This window comes from Nonomuraea sp. NPDC052129 (assembly GCF_040680095.1).
In the GTDB taxonomy this organism is placed as follows: Bacteria; Actinomycetota; Actinomycetes; order Streptosporangiales; family Streptosporangiaceae; genus Nonomuraea.
In genome coordinates this window covers 121,081-146,833 of sequence record NZ_JBFAVX010000024.1, presented here as the reverse complement: position 1 = coordinate 146,833, position 25,753 = coordinate 121,081, and the positions used below count along the sequence as shown (strand labels likewise).

At 69.4% G+C, this 25,753-nt stretch carries 28 protein-coding genes; 15 read left to right on the top strand and 13 right to left on the bottom strand.

Going from position 1 to position 25,753, the window contains the following annotated elements:
- Window positions 1–30 precede the first annotated feature (30 nt).
- Window positions 31–1,200 (bottom strand): MFS transporter, encoded by a 1,170-nt coding sequence (locus AB0L53_RS39445; protein WP_364005549.1) that lies wholly within the window; start codon window positions 1,198–1,200, stop codon window positions 31–33.
- 155 nt (window positions 1,201–1,355) lie between these two features.
- Window positions 1,356–2,339, bottom strand: a complete 984-nt coding sequence (locus AB0L53_RS39440) for a LacI family DNA-binding transcriptional regulator (protein ID WP_364005546.1) — start codon at window positions 2,337–2,339, stop codon at window positions 1,356–1,358.
- A gap of 157 nt (window positions 2,340–2,496) precedes the next feature.
- Here AB0L53_RS39440 and AB0L53_RS39435 point away from each other — a divergent pair, with 157 nt between their 5' ends.
- From AB0L53_RS39435 to AB0L53_RS39415, 5 genes are all read left to right on the top strand, one after another.
- Window positions 2,497–3,306 carry an NAD(P)H-binding protein gene (locus tag AB0L53_RS39435; RefSeq protein WP_364005543.1) on the top strand — a complete coding sequence of 270 codons (810 nt, stop codon included), beginning with the start codon at window positions 2,497–2,499 and terminating at the stop codon, window positions 3,304–3,306.
- Window positions 3,303–3,746, top strand: coding sequence for a TIGR03618 family F420-dependent PPOX class oxidoreductase (locus AB0L53_RS39430; protein WP_364005540.1), 444 nt, complete (start codon window positions 3,303–3,305; stop codon window positions 3,744–3,746). Before AB0L53_RS39435 ends, AB0L53_RS39430 begins: the two co-directional genes overlap by 4 nt.
- A 10-nt stretch (window positions 3,747–3,756) precedes the next feature.
- Window positions 3,757–4,617 carry a haloalkane dehalogenase gene (locus tag AB0L53_RS39425; RefSeq protein ID WP_364005537.1) on the top strand — a complete coding sequence of 287 codons (861 nt, stop codon included), beginning with the start codon at window positions 3,757–3,759 and terminating at the stop codon, window positions 4,615–4,617.
- Window positions 4,618–4,766: 149 nt separating this feature from the next.
- The gene (locus AB0L53_RS39420) at window positions 4,767–5,468 is read left to right on the top strand and encodes a VOC family protein (RefSeq protein ID WP_364005534.1); all 702 of its coding nucleotides are present in this window, start codon (window positions 4,767–4,769) and stop codon (window positions 5,466–5,468) included.
- The gene (locus AB0L53_RS39415; protein ID WP_364005531.1) at window positions 5,465–5,695 is read left to right on the top strand and encodes a hypothetical protein; all 231 of its coding nucleotides are present in this window, start codon (window positions 5,465–5,467) and stop codon (window positions 5,693–5,695) included. Before AB0L53_RS39420 ends, AB0L53_RS39415 begins: the two co-directional genes overlap by 4 nt.
- A 109-nt stretch (window positions 5,696–5,804) precedes the next feature.
- Here AB0L53_RS39415 and AB0L53_RS39410 read toward each other — a convergent pair whose 3' ends face one another.
- Entirely contained in the window at window positions 5,805–6,299 is a 495-nt protein-coding gene (locus tag AB0L53_RS39410) for a cupin domain-containing protein (RefSeq protein WP_364005528.1), read from the bottom strand.
- A 187-nt stretch (window positions 6,300–6,486) separates the two neighbouring features.
- Here AB0L53_RS39410 and wrbA point away from each other — a divergent pair, with 187 nt between their 5' ends.
- Window positions 6,487–7,095, top strand: a complete 609-nt coding sequence (wrbA, locus tag AB0L53_RS39405) for an NAD(P)H:quinone oxidoreductase (RefSeq protein WP_357952663.1) — start codon at window positions 6,487–6,489, stop codon at window positions 7,093–7,095.
- A gap of 31 nt (window positions 7,096–7,126) precedes the next feature.
- Window positions 7,127–7,564 (top strand): nuclear transport factor 2 family protein, encoded by a 438-nt coding sequence (locus AB0L53_RS39400; RefSeq protein ID WP_364005525.1) that lies wholly within the window; start codon window positions 7,127–7,129, stop codon window positions 7,562–7,564.
- 55 nt (window positions 7,565–7,619) lie between these two features.
- Here the strand turns inward: AB0L53_RS39400 and sigJ are convergent, their stop codons facing one another.
- Window positions 7,620–8,570 (bottom strand): RNA polymerase sigma factor SigJ, encoded by a 951-nt coding sequence (gene sigJ, locus AB0L53_RS39395; RefSeq protein ID WP_364005522.1) that lies wholly within the window; start codon window positions 8,568–8,570, stop codon window positions 7,620–7,622.
- Window positions 8,571–8,620: 50 nt separating this feature from the next.
- Complete coding sequence (locus AB0L53_RS39390; RefSeq protein ID WP_357952660.1) at window positions 8,621–9,355, bottom strand: DeoR/GlpR family DNA-binding transcription regulator; 735 nt, start codon at window positions 9,353–9,355, stop codon at window positions 8,621–8,623.
- Window positions 9,356–9,623: 268 nt separating this feature from the next.
- On the opposite strand from AB0L53_RS39390, the gene AB0L53_RS39385 reads away from it, so the two are divergent.
- The 3 genes from AB0L53_RS39385 to AB0L53_RS39375 are packed head-to-tail and all read left to right on the top strand — an operon-like array spanning window position 9,624 to window position 12,654.
- On the top strand, window positions 9,624–10,928 hold the full coding sequence (locus tag AB0L53_RS39385) for an extracellular solute-binding protein (protein WP_358432439.1): 1,305 nt from the start codon (window positions 9,624–9,626) through the stop codon (window positions 10,926–10,928).
- A gap of 2 nt (window positions 10,929–10,930) precedes the next feature.
- A complete protein-coding gene (locus AB0L53_RS39380) occupies window positions 10,931–11,845 on the top strand; it encodes a sugar ABC transporter permease (RefSeq protein WP_357952658.1) in 915 nt (304 codons plus the stop codon).
- Entirely contained in the window at window positions 11,842–12,654 is an 813-nt protein-coding gene (locus tag AB0L53_RS39375; protein ID WP_364005518.1) for a carbohydrate ABC transporter permease, read from the top strand. Before AB0L53_RS39380 ends, AB0L53_RS39375 begins: the two co-directional genes overlap by 4 nt.
- Window positions 12,655–12,661: 7 nt before the next feature.
- On the opposite strand, the gene AB0L53_RS39370 is transcribed toward AB0L53_RS39375, so the two are convergent.
- From AB0L53_RS39370 to AB0L53_RS39360, 3 genes are read right to left on the bottom strand one after another with little or no spacing between them, the layout of a single operon-like run.
- Entirely contained in the window at window positions 12,662–13,873 is a 1,212-nt protein-coding gene (locus AB0L53_RS39370; protein ID WP_364005515.1) for an amidohydrolase family protein, read from the bottom strand.
- A gap of 16 nt (window positions 13,874–13,889) precedes the next feature.
- Window positions 13,890–14,330: a GAF domain-containing protein gene (locus AB0L53_RS39365; protein WP_364005512.1), complete on the bottom strand. Its 441-nt coding sequence runs from the start codon at window positions 14,328–14,330 to the stop codon at window positions 13,890–13,892.
- Window positions 14,327–15,718 (bottom strand): MFS transporter, encoded by a 1,392-nt coding sequence (locus tag AB0L53_RS39360; RefSeq protein ID WP_364005509.1) that lies wholly within the window; start codon window positions 15,716–15,718, stop codon window positions 14,327–14,329. Before AB0L53_RS39360 ends, AB0L53_RS39365 begins: the two co-directional genes overlap by 4 nt.
- A gap of 144 nt (window positions 15,719–15,862) precedes the next feature.
- On the opposite strand from AB0L53_RS39360, the gene AB0L53_RS39355 reads away from it, so the two are divergent.
- Window positions 15,863–16,780: a MurR/RpiR family transcriptional regulator gene (locus AB0L53_RS39355; protein ID WP_364005506.1), complete on the top strand. Its 918-nt coding sequence runs from the start codon at window positions 15,863–15,865 to the stop codon at window positions 16,778–16,780.
- A 31-nt stretch (window positions 16,781–16,811) separates the two neighbouring features.
- Here the strand turns inward: AB0L53_RS39355 and AB0L53_RS39350 are convergent, their stop codons facing one another.
- Complete coding sequence (locus AB0L53_RS39350; RefSeq protein WP_364005503.1) at window positions 16,812–18,851, bottom strand: spermidine synthase; 2,040 nt, start codon at window positions 18,849–18,851, stop codon at window positions 16,812–16,814.
- Window positions 18,852–19,034: 183 nt separating this feature from the next.
- Between AB0L53_RS39350 and AB0L53_RS39345 the strand changes: the two genes are divergently transcribed.
- Window positions 19,035–20,393, top strand: coding sequence for a S8 family serine peptidase (locus AB0L53_RS39345; RefSeq protein WP_364005500.1), 1,359 nt, complete (start codon window positions 19,035–19,037; stop codon window positions 20,391–20,393).
- Between the two features lie 49 nt (window positions 20,394–20,442).
- On the opposite strand, the gene AB0L53_RS39340 is transcribed toward AB0L53_RS39345, so the two are convergent.
- Both AB0L53_RS39340 and AB0L53_RS39335 read right to left on the bottom strand, forming a co-directional pair.
- Entirely contained in the window at window positions 20,443–21,168 is a 726-nt protein-coding gene (locus AB0L53_RS39340) for an ABC transporter permease (RefSeq protein ID WP_364005497.1), read from the bottom strand.
- A complete protein-coding gene (locus tag AB0L53_RS39335) occupies window positions 21,168–21,908 on the bottom strand; it encodes an ATP-binding cassette domain-containing protein (protein ID WP_364005494.1) in 741 nt (246 codons plus the stop codon). Before AB0L53_RS39335 ends, AB0L53_RS39340 begins: the two co-directional genes overlap by 1 nt.
- A gap of 67 nt (window positions 21,909–21,975) precedes the next feature.
- On the opposite strand from AB0L53_RS39335, the gene AB0L53_RS39330 reads away from it, so the two are divergent.
- Window positions 21,976–22,686 carry a TetR/AcrR family transcriptional regulator gene (locus tag AB0L53_RS39330; RefSeq protein ID WP_364005491.1) on the top strand — a complete coding sequence of 237 codons (711 nt, stop codon included), beginning with the start codon at window positions 21,976–21,978 and terminating at the stop codon, window positions 22,684–22,686.
- On the opposite strand, the gene AB0L53_RS39325 is transcribed toward AB0L53_RS39330, so the two are convergent.
- The gene (locus AB0L53_RS39325) at window positions 22,609–22,926 is read right to left on the bottom strand and encodes a DUF4190 domain-containing protein (protein ID WP_357952647.1); all 318 of its coding nucleotides are present in this window, start codon (window positions 22,924–22,926) and stop codon (window positions 22,609–22,611) included. The two genes, AB0L53_RS39330 and AB0L53_RS39325, sit on opposite strands and share 78 nt — an antisense overlap.
- Window positions 22,927–23,017: 91 nt before the next feature.
- On the opposite strand from AB0L53_RS39325, the gene AB0L53_RS39320 reads away from it, so the two are divergent.
- Window positions 23,018–23,491 (top strand): nitroreductase family deazaflavin-dependent oxidoreductase, encoded by a 474-nt coding sequence (locus AB0L53_RS39320; RefSeq protein ID WP_358553558.1) that lies wholly within the window; start codon window positions 23,018–23,020, stop codon window positions 23,489–23,491.
- Window positions 23,492–23,547: 56 nt separating this feature from the next.
- Complete coding sequence (locus AB0L53_RS39315) at window positions 23,548–24,498, top strand: ion transporter (protein ID WP_364005486.1); 951 nt, start codon at window positions 23,548–23,550, stop codon at window positions 24,496–24,498.
- Here the strand turns inward: AB0L53_RS39315 and AB0L53_RS39310 are convergent.
- Entirely contained in the window at window positions 24,479–25,753 is a 1,275-nt protein-coding gene (locus tag AB0L53_RS39310; RefSeq protein ID WP_364005483.1) for a low temperature requirement protein A, read from the bottom strand. The genes AB0L53_RS39315 and AB0L53_RS39310 overlap by 20 nt on opposite strands.

Genomic DNA, 25,753 nt, shown 5'->3' with positions numbered 1-25,753 from the left:
TCACTGGTCGGGAAGCAGCGGCCAGCCTACTCAGTCGTCGTGGGCGATGAGCATGAGCTGCCGCCACAGCAGCACGACGAACACCGCGGAGCCGGCGAAGGCGAACCAGAAGGGCGCCGCGACACCGAAGCGGGTGGCCAGGACACCGCCGATCAACGTGCCGACCACCAGACCGGCGTAGCAGCAGATGGTGTAGACACTGCCCACCCGGCCCTGGAGTTCGTGCGGGACCGCGCGCTGGCGGACGGTGGTCGAGGTCGTGCCCCAGATGAACGCGTGCGCGCCGAAGACCAGGAAGATGGCCCCGGCGACCCACGGTGAATGGGTCAGGGCCAGGCCCAGGTGGGTGAACGTCTCGATGATGAGTCCGATCCGCATCAGGGCGCCGAGACTCACGCCGCGGGTGATGGCCCCGTACAGGCCGGTGCCGATCAGGCCGCCGATCGCGCCGACGGTGGTCATCAGGCCGAACCCCATGGCGCCCAGACCGAGCTGTTCCTGGGTGTAGAGGACGAGAACCGACCAGGCCGCGCCGAACGTGAAGTTGAAGATCAGGATGGTGAGCGCCAGCGTGCGGACCGGCGCGTGCCGCATGGTCCAGGTGAACCCGGCGATGAGTTCCCGTACGGTGTCGGGCTTGGGGCCGTCGGCCTGTCGGCCGTGCGGCGGCAAGGTGATCCGCGAGACCAGGACGATCCCCGCCATCACCAGGAGCAGCTGGCTCGCGAATGGCCAGGTGAAGCCCAGGCCGAACAGCGCCGCGCCGATCGGCGGCCCGGCGAGCTGATTGAGCGTGATGAACCCCGTGCCCAGGCGGGCGTTGGCGATGACGAGATCGTCCTTGCCGACCATCATGGGCGTCAGCGTGGCCGTCGCGTTGTCGGCGAACACCTCGGCGATGGATCGGAGCGTGAGCGCCGCCAGTGCCGTCACCACGGTCACGGTGCCGGTCACCATGAGCGCGACCAGCACCGTTAGCACCATGACCCGTACCGCGTTCGCGACGAGCACGATCCTGCGCCGGTCGCGCCGATCCGACAGCACGCCCGCGTACAGGCCGAACAGCAACGGCGGCGCCCAGCCCACCAGGGCCGACAGCGAAATCAGCAGCGGGTCGCGAGTCAATGTCGCGATCAGCAGCGGGCCCGCGGCCGCCGCCACCCCGTCACCGAGATTCGTCAGCCAGCTCGAGGCCAGCAACCACCGAAACCCTGTCCCCAGCCGGGCAGGAAGGACCCTCTCCACCACAGTGACCACGAGCGCAAAACCCTACGTTTCGCGGGGATCTACGGCAACGCGTTTTCGCGTCTACGCGCTATGCCGCGAGGAGCCGGCCGCTCTCCTCGGACCCCGGATCAGGCGGACTCGCGGATCACCAGGCTCGCGGTCTCCGTCCGAGGAGACTGCGGGGAGCGCGCGCCGTCGGCCCGCAGGATCATCTCCGTCAGGTGCTCGGCCACCGTCTGGGTGTGCTGGTCGACCGTGGTCAGGGGCGGCACGGCGAAGGGCGCGAGCGGGATGTCGTCCACGCCGATCACCGCGAGGTCGCCGGGGGCGGCCAGGCCCGCCGCCCGCATCCCGGCCAGCAGCGCGAACGCGGTCTCGTCGTTGTAGGCGCAGACGCCGTCGACGCCCGCACCGTGCCAGCCGCGCGCCACCTCGGCGGCCGTGGCCGTGTCGAGCGGCACATCGCGTACGTCCGGCGGCTCCAGCCCCAGCTCGGCGCAGGCTTGGCGGACGCCGCCGAGACGCAGGTGGTAGAAGTCGCGGACGCGTGGATCGTCCGGCGCCGCGTAGCCGATGCGGCGGCGGCCGGTGGCGGCGAGATGTCCGGCCTGAAGGCGGCCGATCTCGGTCTGCGGCAGCGTCAGGACGTTCTCGCCGCCGCCGTCGAGCCGGGCGCTGACCACCTTGATGCCGGCCGCCCGCAGGCTCGCCCGGTCTTCGGGGGAGATGGCGGTGAACGCGACGATGGCGGTCGGCTCCAGCTCGCGGGCGAGCGCCGTCACGGGCAGGCGGCGTTCGCGCCGGGTGATCGCGGTCAGGCCGTGTCGTTCGAGGTCGTCGGTGAGGTGCTCGACGAGCTGGGCGAGCGTGGCGCCGAGCGGCACGTCGGACAGCACGATCAGCACCAGGTCACTGCGGCCCCGGCGCAGGGTGCGCGCGGCGGCGGAGGGGGCGTAGCCGAGCTTGTCGACCGCCGCGAAGATCCGGCTCCGGGTCTCCTCGGAGATCTTCTGGTGCGGCACGTTGTTGAGCACATAGCTGACCGTGGTCTGCGAGACCCCGGCTTCCCTGGCCACATCGATCGAGGTGATCCGGCGCTGCCTGGCTGCCATCCATCCCCCCAGTACGGCTCCGGGCTGAATCGTAACAGTGGTGCCGGCGGGGACCGTCCGGGCGTATCTGAGTCAGTTATCCAACTAACTATGGACAAGCACCGCTCGGACGCACTAGGGTTTTTCTCAGTCAGCCAACTAACTAAGGAATTACATCATGATCGTTGTCACGGGCGCCACGGGTAACGTCGGACGCGAGCTCGTCAGCGTCCTCGCCGCCGCGGGCGAGCAGGTCACGGCCGTGTCCCGCCAGTCCGCCCAGTTCGCCGAGGGTGTACGGCACATCCCGGCCGACCTGAACGACCCCACGAGCCTCCGCCCCGCGCTGGAAGGCGCCGACGCGCTCTTCCTCCTCGTGGCCGGAGACGACCCGCACGGCATCCTGAAGGAGGCCGCGGACGTCAAGCGGGTCGTCCTGCTCTCCTCGCAAGGAGCGGGCACCCGTCCCGAGGTCTACCGGCACCCGGCCCTGTTCGAGCGGGCGGTGCGCGAGTCGGGGCTGGACTTCACGATCCTGCGGCCCGGCGGCTTCGACTCCAACGCCTACGCCTGGGCCGAATCCGTCCGGACGCGGCGCACCGCCGCCGCGCCCTTCGGAGACATCGGGCTGCCGACCATCGACCCGGCCGACATCGCCGCGGTCGCGGCCGCGGTCCTGCGGGAGTCCGGGCACTCCGGCCGTACCTATGAGCTGACCGGACCCGCGCTGGTCACCCCGCGCGAGCGGGCGGCGGCGCTCGGCGCGGCGCTCGGCGAGCCGGTGCGGTTCGTGGAGCAGACCCGCGAGGAGGCACGCGCGCAGATGCTCCAGGTGATGCCCGAACCCGTCGTCGAGGGCACGCTCGCCATCCTGGGCGAGCCGACCGCGGCCGAGCAGACCGTCAGCCCCGACGCCCAGCGCGTGCTCGGCCGCGCGCCGCGCACCTTCGCCGACTGGGCCGCGCGCAACCTCCCCGCCTTCCGATGAGCACGACTCGCCGCCTTCCGAGCCTTCCGGCGGGCACGACTCGCCGCCTTCCGGTGGGCGCGGCGGCGGGTGTCGCGGGTTTCCTCGCCGAGCCGCACGTCGCCACCCTGACCACCCTGCGTCCCGACGGCTCGCCGCATGTGGTCGCGGTGCGCTTCACCTGGGACGAGGCGGCGGGGCTGGCCCGTGTCCTGACCGTCGGCAGCACCCGGAAAGCCAGAAACCTCGCCGGGCAGGGCGGCCGTGTGGCGCTCTGCCAGGCGGTGGGGTTCCGGTGGGTGACGCTCGAGGGCCTCGCCACTGTGCACGACGTACCCGATCGGGTGTCCGAGGGCGTCAGGCGCTATGCCGAGCGCTACGGATCACCGCCACCCCATCCGCCCGGCCGCGTGGTCATCGAGATCGCGGTCGATCGCATCACTCAGCTCAACCTTGACTAAGGACTGGATCATGGCCTTTCTCGACATTCTCGACTCGACCCTGCACTACCGGGAGTCCGGCACCGGGGCGCCGATCGTCTTCCTGCACGGCAACCCGACCTCGTCCCACCTGTGGCGAGAGGTCATGCCGGCCGTGGGACCCGGACGGCTCCTGGCCCCCGACCTGATCGGCATGGGCGAGTCGGGCAAACCCGATATCGACTACACCTTCGCCGATCACGCCCGATATCTGGACGCCTGGTTCGACGCGCTGGACCTCCAGGAGGTGGTGCTGGTCGGGCATGACTGGGGTGGCGCCCTGGCCTTCGACTGGGCCACTCGGCACCCGGGCCGGGTGCGCGGCATCGCGTTCACCGAGACCATCGTCAAGCCGATGACCTGGGAGGAGTTCCCCGAGGGCGGCCGCGAGCTGTTCCGGGCGATCAAGACCGAGGGCGTCGGCGAGGCGATGATCCTGGACGACAACGCCTTCCTCGAGCAGGGGCTGCCGGGCACCGTCGCCACACCGATCTCCCAGGGAGACCTCGACGTCTACGGCAAGCCGTACCCGACGCGCGAGAGCAGGCGGCCGCTCTTGCAGTGGCCGCGCGCGATGCCGCTGGGCGGCGAGCCCGCCGACGTCGTGGCCAGGGTCGAGGCGTACGACCGGTGGCTGGCGGCCAGTGCGGACGTGCCCAAGCTGCTGCTCACGTTCGCACCCGGGCCGGGAGCGATGATGCACGAGGACATGATCGCGTGGTGCGCGGCCAACATGGCCGCCCTGGAGATCGAACACTCCGAGGAGGTCGCCGGCCACCACACCCCGGAGGACCACCCCGTCCTGATTGCCACGGCCATCTCGGCCTGGGCGGACCGGCACGGCCTCCGCTGACCAGAGCCACGGTCACCCGGCGGCCTCTTCGCCGTCGGCAGGCGAGGGGGATGGGGTGTTTCTCTCATGGGAGAGCTTCTCGTGTCGAGATTCATCACATGAAGTCGGGTGACTGGGGTACGGGGCCAGATGGTGTGCAGTCTCGGCTCATGACAGACCTGGAACTGCTCGGCCTGTTCGGCGACGGAAGCGTCGATCCGTGGAACATCCGCTCGCTGATCGCTCAGTACGAGGGCCTGCACGGCAACTCGTTCGGCTGCGCCGACGCGGCCGTGACCGAGGAGCGGCTGCGCGCGGCCGGGCTTTCCTCCTCGGGCGTCCTGCCCTTGCAGCGCGAGGTGGAGACCCCGGACGGCACCGCGACGGCCCGGTTCCAGGCCATCCACCTGGAGCGGGCGCTCACGCCCGAGGGGCTGGTCCACGCCGCCTGCCATCTGACACCCGAACTCATCCACCAGCCCCGCTACCTGCGCCACGCCAACGGAGCCACCCATCTGGAGAGCGTCCTGCTGGTGGTGGGCGACGGTGACCTGGCTGCCACCGTGCACCGCTATGCCCGCATCCTGGATGTGATGCCGGTCGCCGATGGGCCGCGCCAGGTGCTGCGGCTCGCGCTTGGGCGGATGGAGATCGTCCCGGTCTCCGGCTTCGCCGAGGTGCTGCCCGGCGAGGACGTTCCGGCGCTGCCGTACATGGCCGGACAGACGGTGGCGGTCACCGATCTCGCCGCCGCCCGCACACTGGTGGAGGGCAACGGCTTCACCACGCGCGACCTGCCGGGCGGCGGATTCTTCGTCGGCGCGGCCCAGGCACGCGGCGCCGCGCTCGCCTTCCGTGAGGTGCGGCTATGAGCCTCACCGGCGCGTTCGCCGGTATTCGGTACGGCAGGGCCGACCGGCTGTCGGCGCCGCAGGCCGCACCGGACCTTGGTGACGTGCCTGAGGCTCTGCTGCCTGGGCGGGCCGATCTGGGACGCCTGGTCGAGCAGGTCCAGCGGTCATGGATCGCCTTCATCCACGGCGAGTCACCCGGCTGGCGTCGCTACGACCAGGACTCCTTTGTGCATCATTTCGCGTAGTCGCACCGATCCGTTCGCTGCTGCGGACTGGTTCCACCCAGTAAGGCTAAATGTCCAGGCGATGCCACTGCGTCCGCCTCAAGAGGCAGCCGCCAGAGCTACGCGTGGTTCACGGTACGGCGTACTGGTCGTGCGCGGCATAAAGCTCAGTCCATTCCTCGTCGGTGAGCTGCCGGCCGGCAGCGACGATTTCGGCGAGCTCCTGGAAGTACGCCTCCCGGGGTGCCCCCGGCGTGAACAGCACCAGCATGGAAGCAGGCGCATCGGAATTGTTGCTGAAAGCGTGGACTCCGCCTGGCGGCACGTACAGGAAATCGCCCGGTGTCGCGTCCAGCCATCGCTCTCCGTCGTACAGCGAGACTGTGCCTTCCAGGACGAAGAACGACTCGGAAAAGGTCCGGTGGAAGTGGGCGCCGGGGCCGTTCGGGATCGCGGCCATGTCCCAGCGGTAGAGACCGAATTGGCCATCGGTGCTCGCGCCGGTCGCCAGATAGCCGACCCGGGATTTGACTCCGATCGTCAGGTCCGGCGGCGCGTCGGCCGATCGGTAGGTCGCGCTGGCGATCCCGTGTTCCGTCAAGTAACGGGGCGGCGGATAGGACATCGTCACTCGCTCCTAGCGGTGGATCATTCCGGGCGGCCCGACCCTACGCGATGAAGTGGCTCCGTCGGGAGAACCAATTCCTGCCTGTTCGATTGAGCCAACATGCCCCGGTGCAGACACGTCACCTCACATTGCGCGGGGCTACGTCGTCCTACCGATGAACCGAACCCGAAGGAGTGAACTGACCATGGAACCCGTCAAGGTCGCGATCATTTACTACAGCGCCACAGGCACCGTGCACGCTCTGGCGCAAGCCGTCGCCGAGGGCGCGGAGAAGGCCGGCGCACACGTACGACTGCGCAGGGTCGCCGAAACGGCCCCACCGGAGGCGATCAGCGCCAATCCGGCCTGGGTCCAGTACCGCCAGGACACCGCCGACGTCACCGAGGCGGGCCATGACGATCTGGAGTGGGCCGACGCGGTAATGTTCGGCACCCCCAGCCGCTTCGGCAACCCGGCCAACCAGCTCAGGCAGTTCATCGACACCACTGGTCCGCTGTGGTTTCAGGGCAAGCTCGTGGACAAGGTGTACTCGGCTTTCACCGCCTCCAACACCGCCCACGGCGGTCAGGAATCCACCCTCCTGGCACTGGGGAACACCTTCTACCACTGGGGCGGCATCATCGTGCCCCCCGGCTACGCCGACCCCATCCAGTTCCAGTCGGGCAATCCCTATGGCACCTCCCACGTGGGCGGCGATGGCCCGCCCAGCGAGGTGATCTTGCAGGCGGCTCGCTTCCAGGCCCGCCGCGTCGTCGACACCGCGGCCTCACTCAAGGCCGGCCGCGCCGCCTGATCCGGCACGGGATTAACGAATGGAGGATGCGATGACTTCGAACGAGTCCGAGGTTAGGGCGCTCTTGGAGAGTCGAGTCGATGCCTGCCAGACAAAGGACATTGACCACCTCATGTCACATTACTCTTCCGACATTGTTTATTACGATGTCGTGCCGCCTCTCCAGTTCGCGGGATCCGATCAAGTCCGCGGCAACTTTGTGCGGTGGTTCGACGAATACGATGGCCCCATCGGCCTGGAAACGCACGACCTTACCATTGCGGCAGGGGAAGATACCGCGTTCGCGCACATGCTCCACCTGGACTCCGGAACACGTAAGAACGGGCTCCAGAGTGCGATATGGGTGCGATCGACAGTTTGCTGCCGACGGTCAGGCGACAAGTGGTTGATCACGCACGAACATATCTCAGTGCCGATCAACCCTGAAAACCTGCAAGCCTGGTTCCCGCCGGGGTTCGAGCCCGCCTGATGGTTTATGGGGCGCCGCACTGGCTGCGGCGCCCCAGGACACTTACCGGCAAGTGTCAGCCTGTCGTCCAGGGGCGGAGCTTCTCAGGGTTCCGCACCCCCCACATGTGCTTGATCCGGTCACCCGTGACCTCGAACGCCATCACCGCCACGGTGATGTCGTCCAGCTGAAGCACCAGACCGGGCTGACCGTTGACCGTACGCTCCAGAAGCGTCAGACCGGGTGCCAGGTCGGCGATTTCGACGCAGTAGCGCGCGACCTGCTCGCTGCCTTCGATCGGGTGGAGCCTGGCGCTGACGAGGCCGCCGCCGTCGGCGATCGCCGTGGCGTCGGGGTCGAGCAGGCCGATGAGAGCGTCGATGTCCTTGGCTTCCCACGCCTGCTTGAAGTCCCTGACGATCCCGGCCTGCTGGGCTGCCGGAGCGGAGGGGGACCGCGCGGCGCGAATGCGGCGGCGGGCCGAGGTGGCCAGCTGGCGACAGGCCGCCGGCGTACGGCCGACGATCTCGGCCACCTCGGCGAAGGAGTAGCGGAAGACGTCGTGCAGGACGAGCGCGACGCGTTCGGCCGGGGTCATCGAATCGAGCACGACCAGGAAGGCCATGGTGATCGACTCGTCGAGGGTGACGCGGTCCACCGGGTCGGCCGACCGCCCGGTGATCCACTCCGTGGGGTCGGGCAGCGGCTCGGGGATCCATTCGCCCACGTAGCGTTCGCGCCTCGCGCGTGCCGAGCCGAGCAGGTCCAGGCAGATGCGGCTGGCGACCGTCGTCAGCCAGCCGCTGGGGGATTCGATGGCTTCCTGCTGCCGCTGGGTCATCGCGTACCAGCGGGCGTAGGTCTCTTGTACGACATCCTCGGCATCGGCCAAGGAGCCCAGGAGGCGGTAGGCGAGATTGATCAGCTTGCGCCGCTCGCTCATGATCGCGCTCAGGCCCGGATCGAGCCGGCCGCCTCCTGGCTCGGGTGGGGTGGTCATGGTGTCGCCGACTTTCCGTTGTCCCATGTGTTCTCCCCAGTACGACGAGACAACACCACGGAATGTGAGGCGGCGCGCTAGCCGGCGATCTCGACGTTGTGCCGCCGGTCGCGCAGGCGCTGGACGGCCTCGGCCGGCGCCCCCGCGTCCACCACGATGACGTCGAACTTCTCCAGCGGCGCCACCCGGTGCAGCGCCACCCGGTCGAGCTTGGTGTGGTCCACCGCGAGGACGCAGCGCGTCCCCGCGGCCACCATGGCCCGCTTCACCAGCACGATCTCCTGCTCCTGGTGGAAGGCGTGCCGGTCGGAGATGGCCGAGGTGGAGACGATCACCATGTCGGTGTTCATGGCCTGGACGGAGTCGACGCAGCCGACGCCCAGGAACGAGTCGTGCGTCGGATGGTATTCGCCGCCCAGCGCCATGAGCCGGATGCCGGGCACGGGGGCGAGCAGCTTGATGGCCTCGAGGAAGTTCGTCACCACGGTCAGAGGGGCCACCTCGTTGAGATGGCGGGCGACGGCCAGCGCGGTCGTGGAGTCGTCGATCATGACCGAGCTGCCCGGCTCGATCAGCCCCACGACGTGGCGGGCGATCGCCTCCTTCTCCTCGGTCTGGGCCGTCAGCCGGTAGGCGATGTTGCTCTCGAAGACGCTCGACGCCTGCGCGCTCGCGCCGCCGCGGTATTTGCGCACCATGCCATGGAACTCGAGCTCGTCGAGGTCGCGGTGGACGGTCATCACGCTCACGCGGAACACCTCCGCGAGCTCGCTCACCGAGGCGGAGCCGTGTCGCATGAGATGCTCCGCCATCGCCTGGCGCCTGACGACTCCCCTGTCCGAGTGCTGACGTGATTTCACCCGCGCCCTCCCGGTCTCGATGACAGAACGATGACAGCGCGATGGCAGCTGTGATGACAGCGCATCGTAGCGTGGCGCGCACCCTTGACACCCCTGCGGAACGGCTCGTAGTCTCCTCGCACCTTCACAACTTCACACGTTTTAACGTTAGATGTAACTAATTAAAACGTTCGCATCCCTCGGGAGCCCCCCAATCCCGTCAGACCGAGGAGACAGTGCCATGACCGAACTACGCGACGCCAGGCTGAGCCGCGTTCAGTTCTTCCGCATGATGGGCGGTCTCGCGGTCGCCGCCGCGGCGACCGCGTGTTCGACCAAGCCACAGACCACCGGCTCCACCGGTCAGGGGCAGGCCTCCGCCGTCGAGCTGAGGTTCGTCGGCGTGGCCGACCAGAAGGCGCCGATGGACGAGCTGGTGGCGGCCTACAAGCAGGCCAAGCCGGGCGTCACCCTGGCCACCTCGTTCGCGCCGACCGACCAGGTGCAGACCTCGCTGCGTACGCAGCTCGGCGCGGGCAACGCGCCCGACGTGCACGTGGTCTACCCGGGCAGCGGCAGCGCGATGTCGATGGACCAGATCGCCGGGGCCGGACTGCTGGCCGACCTGTCCGACCAGTCGTGGACGCAGACGATCCCGACCGGTTTCAAGCCCGCCTTCCAGAAGGACGGCAAGACCTACATCTACTCGGCCGGTTCCTCGGTCATCGGCGCGATCTACAACAAGAAGGTGTTCCAGGAGGCGGGCGTGGACGCGCCGCCGACCACCTGGACGGAGTTCCTGGCGGTCTGCGACAAGCTGAAGAAGGCCGGCAAGACGCCGATCGCCCTGGGCGCGCAGACGCCGTGGGTCACCCAGCTCATCACCTACGCCCTCGTCCCCTCGACCGTGTACGCCAAGGACCCCACCTTCGACGACAAGCAGGCGGCGGGGCAGACCAGCTTCGCCAAGTCCGGCTGGCGCGAGGCGATGGAGATGTACCTGGAGCTGCAGAAGCGCGGCTTCTTCAACGACAAGCCGAACGGCACCACCTTCGAGCAGCAGATCTCGATGGTGGCCACCGGCAAGGCGGGCATGGCCATCCAGGTCTCCGCGGTGCTGCCGGACTTCCGCAAGTCGGCGGGCAGCCCCGACGACCTGTCGATGTTCCCGGTCCCCGGCGCGGACGTGGCGGACCAGGTGTGGATCCCGGCCGGCGTGGTGGTCGGCCTCGGTGCCGCGGCCAAGGGCAAGAACCTGGCCGAGGCCAAGGCGTTCATCGACTTCCTCGGCAAGCAGGAGAACATCAACCGCTGGGCCAAGGCGATCGCGGCCATCCCGCTCACCCAGGACGCCTCCTCCACCATCGACCCCGCCGTGCAGTCGTTCCTGCCGTTCACCAAGGACCGGGCCGTGCCGTTCATGGACCAGCGCTGGCCCAACGCCGAGGTGCAGCCGGTCCACTTCGCGGTGATCCAGGACCTGCTCGCCGGCAAGATCAAGATTGACGACGCGCTACGGAAGATGGACGAGGCCTACGCCAAATGACCATGACAGCGACGCCCGTCGGACGATCCACCGCCGCGGCCGGCAAGCCGCGGCGGCGGTTCGCCGCGCTCTCGCCCTCGTGGCTGTTCGCGGCGCCCGCCCTGGTGGTGTACGCCGTCGTCGTGCTCTATCCCAGCCTGGCGGGCATGCTGTACGCCTTCACCGACTGGAGCGGCATCGGCGCGGACAAGTCCTTCGTCGGGCTGGCGAACTTCCAGACGCTCCTGCACGACGACCAGGCGATGGACTCCATCGGCAACACGCTGCTGCTGACCGTGGCGATCGTCGTCGTGCAGAACGCGGTGGGGCTGCTGCTCGCGCTCGGCGTGCACGCGAAGCTGAAGAGCCGGGCGCTGCTGCGGGTGATCTTCTTCGCGCCGGTCGTCGTCAGCCCGGTCATGGTGGCCTTCCTGTGGAAGTACATCTACAACCCCGACCCGTCCGCCGGGCTCAACGGGCTGCTCGGTCTCAAGATCGACTGGCTCGGCGACCCGTCGCTCGCGCTGTGGTCGATCGCGGCCACGGTCGTGTGGCAGTACGCCGGCTACTCGATGGTCATCTTCCTGGCCGGGCTGGAGGGCGTGCCGAAGGAGCTGCACGAGGCGGCGATGATCGACGGCGCGAGCACCCTGCAGCGCTTCCGGTACGTCACCTGGCCGCTGCTCGCCCCGGCCCTGACGATCAATCTGATGCTCTCCACGATCGGCGGTCTCAAGCTGTTCGACCAGGTCTTCGCGGCGACCAACGGCGGCCCCGGCTACGCCACCGAGACGCTGTCGACCGTGCTGTACAAGCAGGCGTTCGTGTTCGGCAAGTTCGGCTACAGCACCGCGATCGCCCTGGTGCTCGCGCTGTTCGTGGCCGCGGTGTCGCTCGTGCAGGTCTACTACCTGCGCGGCCGGGAGGTGGCCCAGTGAGGCGGACGTTCCTGCTGGAGATCGTCATGATCGTGGTGGCGGTGGCGTTCCTCTTCCCGGTGTACGCGCTGATCACCCTGTCATTGAAGGATCCGGCGCAGATCTCGCAGACCCCGCTGGCGCTGCCCGCCCCGCCCACGACGGACAACTTCACCAAGGCGTGGTCGGCGGCCGCGCTCGGCCCGTCCCTGATGAACAGCACCGTGATCACCGCGGTCAGCCTGGTCGCGCTGATCGCCCTCGGCTCCTTCGCCGCCTACTACCTGGCCAGGGCCAAGAGCCATCTGGGCTACGGGCTGTACGTGCTGTTCCTGCTGGGCATCGTGCTGCCCTTCCAGCTCGGGATGATCCCGCTCTACCAGCTGGTGACCGACCTGGGGCTGATCGGCACACACGCGGGGATGATCCTGTTCTACACGGGGATCCAGTTGCCGTTCACGGTGTTCCTCTACACCGGGTTCATCCGCGCGCTGCCCCGCGAGTACGCCAGCGCCGCCCAGATCGACGGCGCCTCGCATCTGACCGCGTTCACCAGGGTCGTCTTCCCGCTGCTGCGGCCGATCACCGGTACGGTGCTGATCCTCAACGCCGTCTTCATCTGGAACGACTTCTTCACTCCCCTGCTCTACCTGGGCGGCTCGGGGTTCGAGACGGTGCCGGTGAGCGTCTTCGCCTTCGTCGGCCAGTACGTCTCCGACCACGGCCTCGTCTTCGCCGGGCTGGTGCTCGGGGCGCTGCCGATCGTAGTGATCTTCCTCCTCCTGCAGCGCTACGTGATCAAGGGCTTCTCCAGCGGGCTCAAGGGCTGAGGCAAGCTCACCCGGAGACCACCTGGCCGCCCTGCACGACATGGCGGATGTGCTTGGGCTCGGCGAGCACCCCGAGGTCCCGCAGGGGGTCGCCGTCGAGCACGAGCAGGTCCGCCCGCGCGCCCACCGCGAGCGTGCCGATCTCGCCGGCCAGCCCGACGAGATCGGCCGCGTTGACCGTGGCGGCCCGCAGCACGTCGATCGGCTGCTGCACCTCGCCACGCAGCCGGAACTCGTGGTTCTGGTGCCGGTGCATGCCGCCCAGCAGGTCGCTGCCGTAGGCCAGCCGTACGCCCGCGCGGGCGGCGCGCTCCAGCGCCCTGAGCCCGGCGCCGAGCACCTCGTCGACCTTGCGCCAGCTCGACTCCGGCAGGCCGAAGGCCATGCCCTCCTCCTTGAGCGCCCAGTACGTCACGAGCGTGGGCACCAGGTAGGCGTCGTACCGCAGGAACAGCTCCACGCTGTGGTCGTCGAGCAGGTTGCCGTGCTCGATCGAGCGCACCCCCGCCTCCAGTGCGCGGTTGACCGCGCGGGCCGTGTAGGCGTGCGCGGCGACGTAGCGGTTGGCGGCCTCGGCCTCCTCGACGATCGCGCGCAGCTCGTCCATGGAGTACTGGGTCGAGTCGATGCGGTCGGTGGGCGAGGCGACACCGCCGGAGGCCATGACCTTGATGTGGTGGGCGCCCTTGCGCAGCTCGTCGCGCGCGGCGGTGCGCACGGCGTCCACCCCGTCGGCGACCCGGCCGAGACCGGCGCAGCAGGACTGGTCGACGCCCCCGTTCTGGCCCCGGCCGCGCTGGTCGCCGTGGCCGCCGGTCTGGCTCAGCCCCTTGCCGCAGAACAGCAGCCGCGGCCCGCGGATCAGGCCCTCCTCCTGAGCGTCGCACAGCCCGTAGTCGGCTCCCGAGGCGTCGCGGACCGTGGTGAAGCCGCGGTCGAGCATCTGCCCCATCAGGCGGGCGCTGTGCGCGGCGACGTAGGAGGGCGACATGGCGGGCAGGCCGCCCAGGTCGGCGGTCGCGGCGGTGACGTGCACGTGCGCGTCGATCAGCCCGGGTACGACCACGCCGCCGGCCACGTCGATCACCCGCGTGCCCGCGGTGCCGACCAGTCCCGGGCCCGCCTCGACGATGCGGCCCTCCTCCAGGCGCAGGTCACCTTCGGCGTAGTCGCCGGTGACAACGTCGAGCATGAGGGCGTTACGCAGCAGCAGACTCACTTGATACCTCTCAGAATCACTCGGCGGTTCCGTGTACGGCGGCGCGCAGGGCGGGCACCGCGAGCGGCGCCAGGGACGCGGCGACGGCGACCGACTCCTCGTCGTAGCTGCCCTCGGCGTCCAGGATGTTCAGCACCCCGAGCACCTCGTCGCCGTCCATCACGGGCACGTTGACGATGGCCCCGCAGCCCAGGCTCTCGATCAGCTCGTGGTCGGCGAACACCTCCCGCACGGCGGCCCGGTCCGGGCCGAAGTACGGCTCCCCCGCCTCGATGCAGCGGGCCAGCCAGCCCCGGGCCACCTCGACGGTCTTCTCCCCACCCACTGGATAGCGCTCGGGGTCGCTGCTGTGGACGCGCCGTAGCGCCCGCCGTTCGGGAATCCAGGCCAGGACCGTGAACAGCCGAACCCCCAGTGACTCCCGGACCTTCTCCTCCACGTCCTTCAGGTCGGTCATTTCGCCATCTCCCCCGCTGTGTCGGCGGGATCGCCCCGCTCGGTCAGGTCTTCCAGCGACCGTCCGGCCGTGGACAGGCCGAAGACGATCACGCAGATCACCCCGGCCACCAGCACGGCCGTGGTGAGGCCGAACACTCCGGCGAAGCCCAGGCTCGCGGCCGACAGGCCGATGATCGTGGGCGCGAGAATGCTGCCGACGCGGCCGAACGCGCTGGACAAGCCGGTGCCGGTGGCCCGGATCCAGGTCGGGAACACCTCGGGCGTGTAGGAGTAGACGCCCGCGTACGTCCCGTTGAGGAAGAAGGACAGCACCGCGCCCGCGATCGTGATGGCGACCGGCGAGTCCATCTGGGACAGCCAGAACGCGCTGATCGCCGAGCCCGCCAGGTAGAGCGCGATGGTGTTCTTGCGGTCCAGCCGCTCCGAGAGCCAGGCGGCGGAGAAGTAGCCGGGGATCTGCGCCAGATAGATGATGATCGAGAACTCGAAGCTCTTCGTCACCGTGATGCCGCGCCCCACGAGCAGGGTCGGGATCCAGGAGAAGAACCCGTAGTAGGAGAACGTGATCACGAACCAGATCAGCCAGATGACGGCGGTCCGCTTGGCCATGGCCGGGCTCCACAGGAACCGCAGCGCGCTGATCAGGTTCACCTTCGGCGTGACCGTCGCGACCTGGGCGGTGGCGGCGGGCACGGGCGGGAGAACCTGCCCGGTGGCCCGCTCGACGCGGCGTTCGAGATCGACGACCACCGCCTCGGCCTCCGCGTGGCGGCCCTGCTGGAGCAGGAAGCGCGGCGATTCGGGCAGCGAGCGCCGCCACCACAGCAGCATCACGATCGGCACCGCGGTGATCAGCTGCGCGACGCGCCAGCCGTCGTCCATCGTGGGGACGACGAAGCGGCCGATCAGCGCGGCCATGACGAAGCCGAAGGAGAAGAACCCGGCCAGCGCGCCGATGAACCAGCCGCGCCGCTTGGCCGGGACGAACTCCGACAGGAACGGCGCGATGATCGCGCTCTCGGCGCCGGCTCCCGCCCCGGCGAGGATCCTGGAGGCCAGGAACGCCTCGTAGTTGGGGGCGAACGCGGCGACCACGGAGAAGATCGCGTAGAACGCCAGGGCGTACATCATGACCTTCTTGCGGCCGATGCGGTCGCCGAGCAGGCCGGCGATGGCCGCCCCGAACAGGAACCCGAACGGGCTCGCGGACCCGATCAGCCCGAGCTGGCCGTCGTCGAGGCCCCATTCCGCGCGGGCGCTGGGCAGTAGGAAGGCGACCACGGCGGAGTCCATGCCGTCGAAGGTGTAGCCGAGGCCGCCTATGAGCAGAAGGAGATAGTGCGGACGGCTCAGTGGGAGCCGGTCCAGACGGGCCAACAAGGTCATGCCAACGCACCTTCCCAAGGTCACAGCCCTGTAGAACGATTGCCTGGCAACGTATAGTGCAAATCCCACAAATTGCAATGTTCTTTGCACATTATCCATGTTGCGGACGCGTAGCATGGCTGCTCGGCCACGGGAGAGGATCAGGTGACAGAGCGCGTCACGGACAGCTTTCAGGACTGGCTGCGCGACCGGGTGCCCGAGCGCGGGCTGCGCCCCAAGGCGGCCGCGCTGCTGGAGGTGCTCCTCTCGCAGCCGCGCCGGGCGTCGTTCGGCGCGGCCGCCGAGCTGGCCCAGCTCGCGGGGGTGAACGTGGCGACCGTGACCCGCACCGCGCAGGCGCTCGGCTTCGCCGGATGGCCCGCGCTCCAGCAGGAGTTGCGCGCCCGCTACCTGTCCTCGCTCAGCGCGCCCCAGGTGGCGGCCGAGCACAGCGGCGCCGGCTCGCCCAGCTCCCGCTCACTCCGGCGCGACCTGGACAGCCTCGCGCTGCTCAACAGGCGCCTGGACGAAGGCGTGCTGCGTACCATCGCCGAGGCCGTCGCCGCCGCGGGCCGCACGGTGATCGTCGCGGACGGCAGCTACGCGGCGGTCGGCATGGCGCTCGCGCACAACGCCCGGCTGGCCGGCTACCCGGTCGCGGCTGTGACGAGCGGGGACGCCGAGCTGGCCAACTCCGTCGCGGCTATCGGCCCGGGTGACGTGCTGATCGCCATCAGCTTCTGGCGGCTGTACGAGAGCACCGTGCTGGCCGCCAACGAGGCGCGCGCCCGTGGCGTCCGCGTCTTCGCCTTGACGGACGCGGCCAGCCCCGCCCTGGCCAACGCCGCCGAGGAGGTGGTGATGGTCCCGGCCGAGGGGGTGGCGTTCTTCCCGTCGCTGACCGCCGGGATGGCCGTCGCGCAGGCGCTGGTCACGCAGCTGGCCACCGTGGACCCGGCCCGGACGGCCGCCTCGATCGAGACGGCCGAGGGCATGTGGTCGAAGTTCGGCCTCCTGCATCGGCGCCCCGCACCACCCGCCCCCGTCGACCAGCACAACGACGAACCCGGCGCGGGCCCGTAGCGGGTCTGATCCGGTCCGTAGCGTGCCCGCACTACGAGGCCGCCACCGACTTGCGCGGCAGCAGGATGAAGGCGCCCAGGTAGAGGACGGCGGCCACGATGAGCAGGCCCTTGTAGCCGATCACCAGCGCCAGGTATTCCAGGCAGCCGCCCACCATGGCCCCCAGGAGGTTCGCGCCGAAGGACGTCGTGGCGTCCGCCGAGTCGGAGAAGCGTTTGGCGAAGACCACGTTCGCCGCGAAGATCGGCAGGAACGCCACCGTCACCGCCGCGACCGCCCGCAGGGGCAGTGGCAGCGACAGCAGCCACGTGTTCGGCACCAGCCAGGCCAGTAGCAGGCCGCCGAACAGCACCCCGTACATGACCGGCAGTGGCGGGGTGCGGAAGCGGCGGGTGATCTCGACGGCGGCGAGCACGGCGACGAGCACCCCGGCGAACACGATCGCGTTGACCACCCACGTCGTGCCGAACAGCAGCGCGAAGCCCGTCACACTCTTGGTCTCCAGCAGCAGGAACGCCACTCCGAGCAGGAACAGGTCGGCGTAGGGGCGCATCCGCCGGTAGGGCCCGGCGACGACGCGGACGGCGATCAGGCTGACCGCGAGGATCAGGCCGAGCGTGATGAGGTAGAGCGACGGGATGTCGCCGTCCTTCAGGTAGAGGAACGGCCGGTCGTCACCGGTGGGCGGCGGGGTGCCCGCGGCGGCGCCCGCCCACTCCCCCGCGCACCGCTGCGCCGACGCCGTCGCGCCCGCCGTGATCACGGCCTGCTGGCCCGCCGTGCTGACCACGTCGACGCACGGCTTGTGGCCGAAGGCGTTCTGCACGGTCGAGGCGAGCCGGTCGACGAGCCAGCTCTCGCGGTAGTAGTTGTACATCGAGAAGGTCCCGGTGGGCTTGAGGTGGGCCCGGGCGGCCCGCATGGCCTCCTCGGTGAACAGGTAGCTCTCCAGCCGCAGCGAGCTGGCCCCCGACACGAGCGTGAGCGAGTCGGGCAGGGCGAACAGGATCAGGTCGTACTTGTCGCCGGTCCGCTCCAGGAAGGCGCGGCCGTCGGTGACGTGGGTGGTCACCCGGGGATCGTCGTAGGGCTTGTCGGGGTGCAGGGAGCCGCCGAGTTCGCGGAGTTTGGGGTCGATCTCGACGGCGTCGACGTGGGTGGCGCCCTTGGACAGGGCGATCGCCACGTCCGTGCCGCTGCCCGCGCCGACGATGAGCACGTTCTTGGGCGGGGTGCCGGCCCGCTCGTACGGCAGGCCGTACTGGCGCTCCCACTGCAGCCGGGCGGCGGCGGGCACGGCCTGCTGGTGCGGGATGCCGTTCACGGAGATGTCGGTGACGGGCACGCCGAGCTGCTGGAACTGCTTGTAGGTGACCTTGTAGTACGGCGACCAGAACGCGCCGGCGGTCAGCGTCTCGGCCAGCAGCAGCCCCACGACCGCCAGCGACGGCACGGTGACGAGCCCGAGGTAGATGATCCGCGGCCGGGGCACCAGCAGGACGCCGTAGGCGGCGGCCGCGATCAGCCCCCAGAACACCGGCGGCGCGCTCAGGAACGACAGCGCGGTGAAGAGCGCGATCCCCGAGAGGCTGCCGATCAGGTCGTAGCGGTAGGCCTCCAGGCGGGGCAGCTCGGGGAAGCAGCGCCCGACCAGCTCGGCCGGGCCCATCAGCACGAGCGCCGCCGCGCAGAAGATCACCGGCAGGATCAGCCACGCGGGCGGTCCCGTGGTCTGCAGGCTGGTCCAGTAGAGGACGCCCTCGGTGTTGCGGTCGACGGTCACCGGAAAGGTCAGCACGACGAAGACCAGGCCGAACAGGATGACCGGCGAATAGTACGGCTGCCGCCGCGCCCGCCCCACGCGCAGGAACCCCAGGCCGATGCCGAGGAACGAGCCGAGAAGCACGAAATTGGTGAAATAGCTGAGATGCACGATGTTCGAGCCGGTCCACCGGATCAGCGCCAGCTCCAGGAAGAGCATGAACCCACTGGCGAGAATGAGCCTCGGCCGCACCGCCAGCCAGTGGTCGCCATCCTCGCCCGCTGCCGTCTTTTGTGCCTGGAGCGTCATGCCGCCTCACGCTAGTGAACGGACCGAGAACAAGGAAGCCTGACAGCGGGAATGAATATCGTCCCCTTGGCGGCTTTTACGGCATTTCAGCAGGTCAAAGCCTATGAGATGCGCTGGACACGCCCGGACAGATGAAGGAATCTTGGGAGGTTCATTTCCCTCCGAACATTCCGGTGGTGCCTCATGCGCGTCCTGATCCAGCTGCGCCCCTCTCCCGATCTGGTCGCGGCAGTCGCCGATCCCGGCCAGACCGCCACCACGGCCGACGTCGCGGACGGCCTGCCCGGAGTCGAGCTCGACCACGCCTTCACGCCCGTGCCCCTCCCCCGGCCCGTCCCGCCGCCCGGCGGCGACCCGCTCTCACTCAACCAGCCGCTGGACTTCTCCCTGGCGGCCGAGGACGCCTCGGTGCTGGTTCGCGGCACGATCTCCGACGACGAGCTCCTGACCCGCGTGACCCTCCTGCCCACTCTCCGGCCCGACGTCGTGGGCGTCTACGCCGATCCGGTCGTCGAGTCCTCGCTCACCTGCGGCGGCGACGCGCCGTTCGGCGACTGGCACGACGTCGAACGGCTGCTCAACGTCCCCGGACTGCACGCCGAGGGACTGGACGGCTCCGGGGTGACCCTGGCCGTGCTCGACACCGGCATCAACGCCGCCCACGTCGCCAGGCAGCTCGGCCGGGGCGTCACGCTCGACGCCCAGCGGAGCTGGAACCCCACGGGCGTCGAGGGCCGGGCGGGCGAGTTCGAGGTCGCCCATGGCACGATGTGCGCCTTCGACACGCTCATCGCCGCGCCACAGGCGTCGCTGATCGACATCCCAGTGCTGCGCTCCACTCGTCCGGGCGGCTCGGCGCTCGACGGGCTGCTGTCGGACGCCGTGGCCGCGTTCGCGCACCTGCGCATGGTGCTCGAGGCGCAGCCCGAGGCGTCGAGGGCGCTGGTGATCAGCAACTCGTGGGGGTCGTTCTCCCCCGAGTGGGATTTCCCCGTCGGCCATCCGGGCAACTACTCCGACAACGCGGCGCACCCGTTCAACCTGATGATCTCCAGCCTCGACAGCGCGGGCGCCGACGTGCTGTTCGCGGCCGGCAACTGCGGGCGCGAGTGCCGCGACGGCCGGTGCGCCTACCCGAACCGGCCGATCACCGGCGCGAACTCCCATCCCAGGGCCCTGTCGATCGGCGGCGTCGACGTGAGCGGCACCCGGGTCGGCTACTCCTCGCAGGGGCCGGGGCGGCTGACCGCCCGCAAGCCCGACATCTGCGCTTACACCCATTTCTCCGGGTCCAAGGCGTTCGGCGATGCCGAGCCCGATTCGGGCACCTCGGCCGCGACTCCGGTCGCCGCCGGGCTGGTCGCGGCGATCCGTACGCGCTGGCCCGCCTCGCGGCTGCGGCCCGCGCAGCTGCGCGCGCTGCTCCGCCGTACGGGCGAGGACCGCAGCGAGGTGGGCTTCGACTACGACTACGGCTACGGGATCGTCGACACCGCCGGCATCATCGCCGCGCTCCAGCGCCGGGCCAGAAGCATGTCCTGACGAGCGCTGTGGTGGCGGTGGCCGCGCCCGCCGCCACCTCAGGCTCGGCTCAGGCGTTCTCCTGGTTGAACACCCGCGTCCCGATCGTGACGCTGACCAGGGCGAAGACCACGGTCACCGCCACCCCGACGCCGACCGTGCCGGTGGCGTAATGTCCGGCGAACAGCTCACGCAGCGCCTCCAGGACATACCGGAACGGGCTGATGTGCGAGAGCGCGTCCAGCCAGCCGGGCGCCATCGACATGGGCAGGAACGCGCCCGAAAGCAGGACCAGCGGCAGCACCGCGGTGCTCATCACCGGCGCGAAGAGCTGGTCATCGAGCGTCAGCGCGACCGCGTACGACAGCGCGGCCAGGCTGAGCCCGAGCACGACCACCAGCACGAGCCCGGCCGCCACCCCCGCGGCAGGGGCGCGCAGGCCGAAGGCGTAGCCGACCGCGACCAGCAGCACGGCCTGGATGATGAGCGTGACCGCGTTGTTGAACACCCGGCCGAGCAGCAGGGCCAGGCGGCTGGCCGGGGTGACGCGCATGCGCTCCAGCACGCCCGAACGTTTCTCGAAGACCACGCCGAACCCGGCCATGCCGGTGCTCATCAGGCCGAGCTGGATGATCAGGCCCGGCACCAGCGTCTCCCAGGTGCCGATCGTGGCGAAGATGGGCCCGAACAGCACGAGGAAGACCAGCGGTTGGATGACGCCGAAGACGATGGCGATCTTCTGCCGCAGCGTGGCGCGCAGGTTGTGACGGAACAGCAGATAGGTGTCGCGCAGCATCAGACGCCCGCCTCCTCGCGCAGGGACCTGCCGGTGATGTCCAGGAACACCTCGTCGAGCGTGCGCCCGCCGGTCTTGAGCTCGGCCGGGGCGCCCTCGGCCACGATGCCGCCGTGGTCGATGATCAGCAGCCGGTCGCACAGGGCGTCGGCCTCGTCGAGGTAGTGCGTGGTCAGGAAGACCGTCACGCCCTGCTCGGCGCGCAGCGCCCGGATGTGGTCCCACAGGTTGGCCCTGCTCTGCGGGTCGAGCCCGGTCGTCGGCTCGTCCAGGAACAGCAGCACGGGCCGGTGCAGCAGGGCGAACGCTATGTCGAAGCGGCGCCGCTGGCCGCCGGACAGGGCGCCTCCGGGCCTGGACTCCAGGCCGGTCAGGTCGAGCCGGGCCAGCACCTCGCGCACCCGGTGCCCGGCTTCGTCGCGGGAGAGGCCGTACAGCATGGCCTGGAGTTCGAGCTCCTCTCCGAGCGGGGCGGCCGGGTTGATCCCTCCGCCCTGCGATACATAGCCGATGCGGCGGCGCACCTCGCGGGCGTCGCCCAGCAGGTCGTGGCCCGCCACCGTGGCGGTGCCCGACGTGGGCTGGAGCAGCGTGGTCAGCATGCGCATGGTCGTGGTCTTGCCGGCGCCGTTGGGGCCGAGGAAGCCGACGATCTCGCCTGGCTCCACCGATATGTCCACACCCTTGACGGCTTCGACGCCGCCTTTGAAGGTCTTGCGCAGACCTACGGTCTTGATCATTTTCATCGCCTCCAAAAATAGAGTAGCCACAATTTTGGTGCTACTGCAATATTGGTAGTATGGAGGCATGGAAGAGGGGCTGCGCGAGCGGAAGAAGCGTGAGACCAGGCAGCGCATCGCCGACATGGCGATGGGGCTGTTCATGATCCACGGATTCGACAACGTCACCGTCGCGCAGGTGGCGCGGGCCGCCGACGTGTCGGTCAACACGGTGTTCAACTACTTCGGCACCAAAGAGGACCTGTTCGCCGACCGGCAGGACGAGGTGGTGGACCTGTCGAGCAAGGTGGTGCGCGAGCGGCGGCCCGGCGAGAGCATCGTGGCCGCCTTCCGGCGCGACTACTTCGACGCGCTCGACGCCCGCGAGTGGCGATACGGGATGGGCGAGGGCGCCGAGGTGTTCGGCCGGATGGTCGAGGAGAGCGCGGCGCTGATCGCCAAAATGCGCGAGGTGGAGCACATCTCCACCACCAACCTGGCGGCCATCATCGCCGAGGAGACCGGCGCCGGGCCCGACGACCTCACTCCGCAGCTCGTGGCGGACCAGATCCTGAGCACGACGCGACTGCTGACACGGCACGCGCTACGGCGCAAGATGGCGGGCGAGCAGTGGCAGGAGATCTGGGCGGACGTGCGCACGCAGGCGGCGAGGGCGTTCGACCTGCTGGAGTCGGGGATCGGCGGCTATGGCCGCCGATCGCTAGTCGTCGAGGCCGCCGAGGATGGCGGCGCCACCGAAGACCACCAACATGATCGCGTAGAGGCCGATCACCGCTAGCATCAGGCAGGTGCTGACGATGCCGCAGACGCGGCCGGCTGACACCATGCCCCGGTTCTCATAGATGTAGCCGCTCTGGTCGATCTCCCGGAGCGCCTTGGTGCCCATCGACCAGGCGAAGGGGCCGATGAACGTACAGACGACCAGGCTCAGGATGCCGAGGACCAGGATCGTGGTGCCATTGGGGTGCGTCTGAGGCGGTGGCCCGTAGTAGGAGGGGCCGTAGTTGGGATAGGACATCTGCGCTCGCCCCCGTTGTCGATTAGGCGGTTTTTTATACCACAGGCGCCCTGCCGTCCGCAGTTGACCAAACGCTTGCTACACTCGCCGCATGCTCCGGGTTCTGAGGCTCTTCCTCCATCGGCTGGCGGCGGCCAAGTGGTTCATGAAGGCCGGTCCCAAGTTCATGCCGCAGCTCGACCGGACCGTGCACCGGCTGACCCGGGGGCGGCTGCTCAGCAACAATCCGGTCATCCCGACGCTGATCCTGGTCACCACGGGCGCCAAGTCCGGCCTGCCGCGCAGCTCGCCGCTCGCCTGCCTGCCCGAACCCGAGGGCACCCTCCTCGTGGTGGGCAGCAACTTCGGCCAGGACCACCACCCGGCGTGGAGCGGCAACCTGCTGAAGACACCCACGGCCACGGCCAGCTTCCGGGGGAAGGACTTCCCCGTCACCGCCACGCTGCTGACCGGCGCCGACCGCGAGGCGGCGTGGCCGTGGCTGATCGAGCGGTGGCCGCTGTTCGACCGCTACACCGAGGTGTCCGGGCGGGAGCTGCGGGTCTTTCGCCTGACACCGACATAGTGATCTCCTGCGTCATCATGGTGGGGCAACTTATCCGTCTTTAGGAGCCCCTTCCCGTGCGTGAACGCACCCGAGCCTTCGTCGAGCACCAGCGATTCCAGCGGTTCATCGTCGGCGTCATCCTGCTCAACGCGGCCACCCTTGGCCTCGAAACCGTGCCCGCCGTGGTCGAGAGCTACGGTCACCTGCTGACCGTGGTCGATCATGCGGCGCTCTACATCTTCGTGGCCGAACTGCTCGCCAAGATCTATGTCGAACGCTCGCGCTTCCCACGCGATCCGTGGAACATCTTCGACACCGTGATCGTGGCGATCGCACTGGCCCCCTTCACGAGCGGCCTGTCGGTGCTGCGGTCCCTGCGCATCCTGCGGGCGCTGCGCCTGCTGTCGGTGGTGCCCAGCCTGCGCCGGGTCGTCTCGGCCCTGCTGCGCGCGATGCCTGGCATGAGCTCGATCGTGCTGCTGCTCTCCCTGGTCCTGTACGTGGCCGCCGTCATGGCCACCAAGTTGTACGGCGACACGGCGCCGAACCGCTTCGGCAGCCTGCCCACCTCGCTGTTCACCCTCTACCAGACGATGACGGGCGACGACTGGGGCAACATCGCCAGAGAGGTGATGAACACCCACCCCACCGCCTGGATCTTCTTCACGATCTTCATCCTGGTGTGCACGTTCGTCGTGCTCAACCTGTTCATGGCCGTCGTGGTGAGCGCCATGGAGGAGGAGTCGGCCGCCGAGCGCGCGGAGCAGGAGGTCGACACCGCGGCTTCGCTCCAGCTGGTCCTGGCCGAGCTGACGGCACTGCGCAAAGAGGTCACCGAGCTGCGCGAAGAGCAGAACGTGCTACTCGACCGGGCGGAGGCCGCAGTGGCCGCTCAGCCGGGCGGGAGCGGGAACGGGAATGGGAGCGGAAACGGAAGCCGGAACGGGAACGGGAGCCGGAACGGGAACGGGAGCCGGAACGGGAACGGGAACGGGGGCCGCTCGGTCAAGCGGGGACGACGGTAGGCGCGGCGGGCTTGTAGACCACCCGCCAGAGGGCGACCACCAGCAGCAGCGCCACCACGCTCCACGCCGGCACCAGCCCCGCGATTGCGGCGACCAGCAGCGGCACCACGATCGAGGGCACGGCCCAGCCCCAGATCCACCGGCGCCCGGCGCGGCTGGCCACACCGAGCACGGTGGAGCTGGCGAAGTAGACGGCCAGGCCACCGCACAGCACCCAAGAGATCCCGCCGTGCAGATGCTCGGCGGGCGCGGACGCCACCACGCCGAGCCCCGCCGCGGTCGCGGTGATGCCCGCCGTCATGGCGTAGTGCGCGGGCAGCGCGATGTACGGCTTGAGCCCCCGCTCGTGGATCTCGGGTACGGCGCTCAGGCCGTACTGGAGGGTGAGCCACCACAGCGACACGATCAGCCCGAACCCGGCCACGGCGGCCAGGCCGAGCGGCCAGTCCCAGTTGAGCCCGGAGGAGGCGATCACGACCTGCATCACCGCCTCGCCCAGCACGATGATGACGAACAGCCCGAGCCGCTCGCCCAGATGCGCGGGGTCGAGCACGGCGACCTTCGGCGCCTCCAGGTAGCGCGCCTCCAGGATCTTCCCGCCCCTGGCCGCCCGGCGCAGCTCGCGCGCCCTGAGCCGGTCGGCCTGTGCTGTCATCTCCTTGACCAACCGCTCCGGCCGGCGGCTCTGCAGGATGGAGAAGGTGACGTCCAGCGCGATGCCGAGGCCCCACAGGTAGTAGCGCCACTCGCCCTCCACCCCGAGCGAGGCGAACCACGGTGTGAGGCCCGCGCCGAGCTGGGCCGCGGGCCAGGCGGTCATCACCGTGCTGGCCGCCTGGAGCGAGCGGGAGGCGCTGACCCGGCAGGTGATGTAGGCGGCGATGAACCACTTGTCGTGCGTGCCCACGCCAGGGATGGCGTGGGCGACGTCGGGGGCCGCCGCCGCCATGACCGCGATGCCGAACATGCCGATCAGCATGCTGCGCAAGTGCGTCTTCTCGGCGCGGACGTTGGAGTAGAGCGTCAGGGACGTCCAGATGCTCCACACCGCGTAGTAGAGGATGGCGAACAGCGCCACATCGCCCCAGGTCGGGTGCTGCAGGCGGTGCGCCAGCTGGGCGACCGCCACCACCACGACGAGGTCGAAGAACAATTCCAGCCAGCTGGCATGGCGCTCACCCACGCCGCTCGCGGCTTCCGCGACTTCCGCGCCACTCGCGGCTCCCGCGGCACTCGCGGCTCCTTCATCACTCAC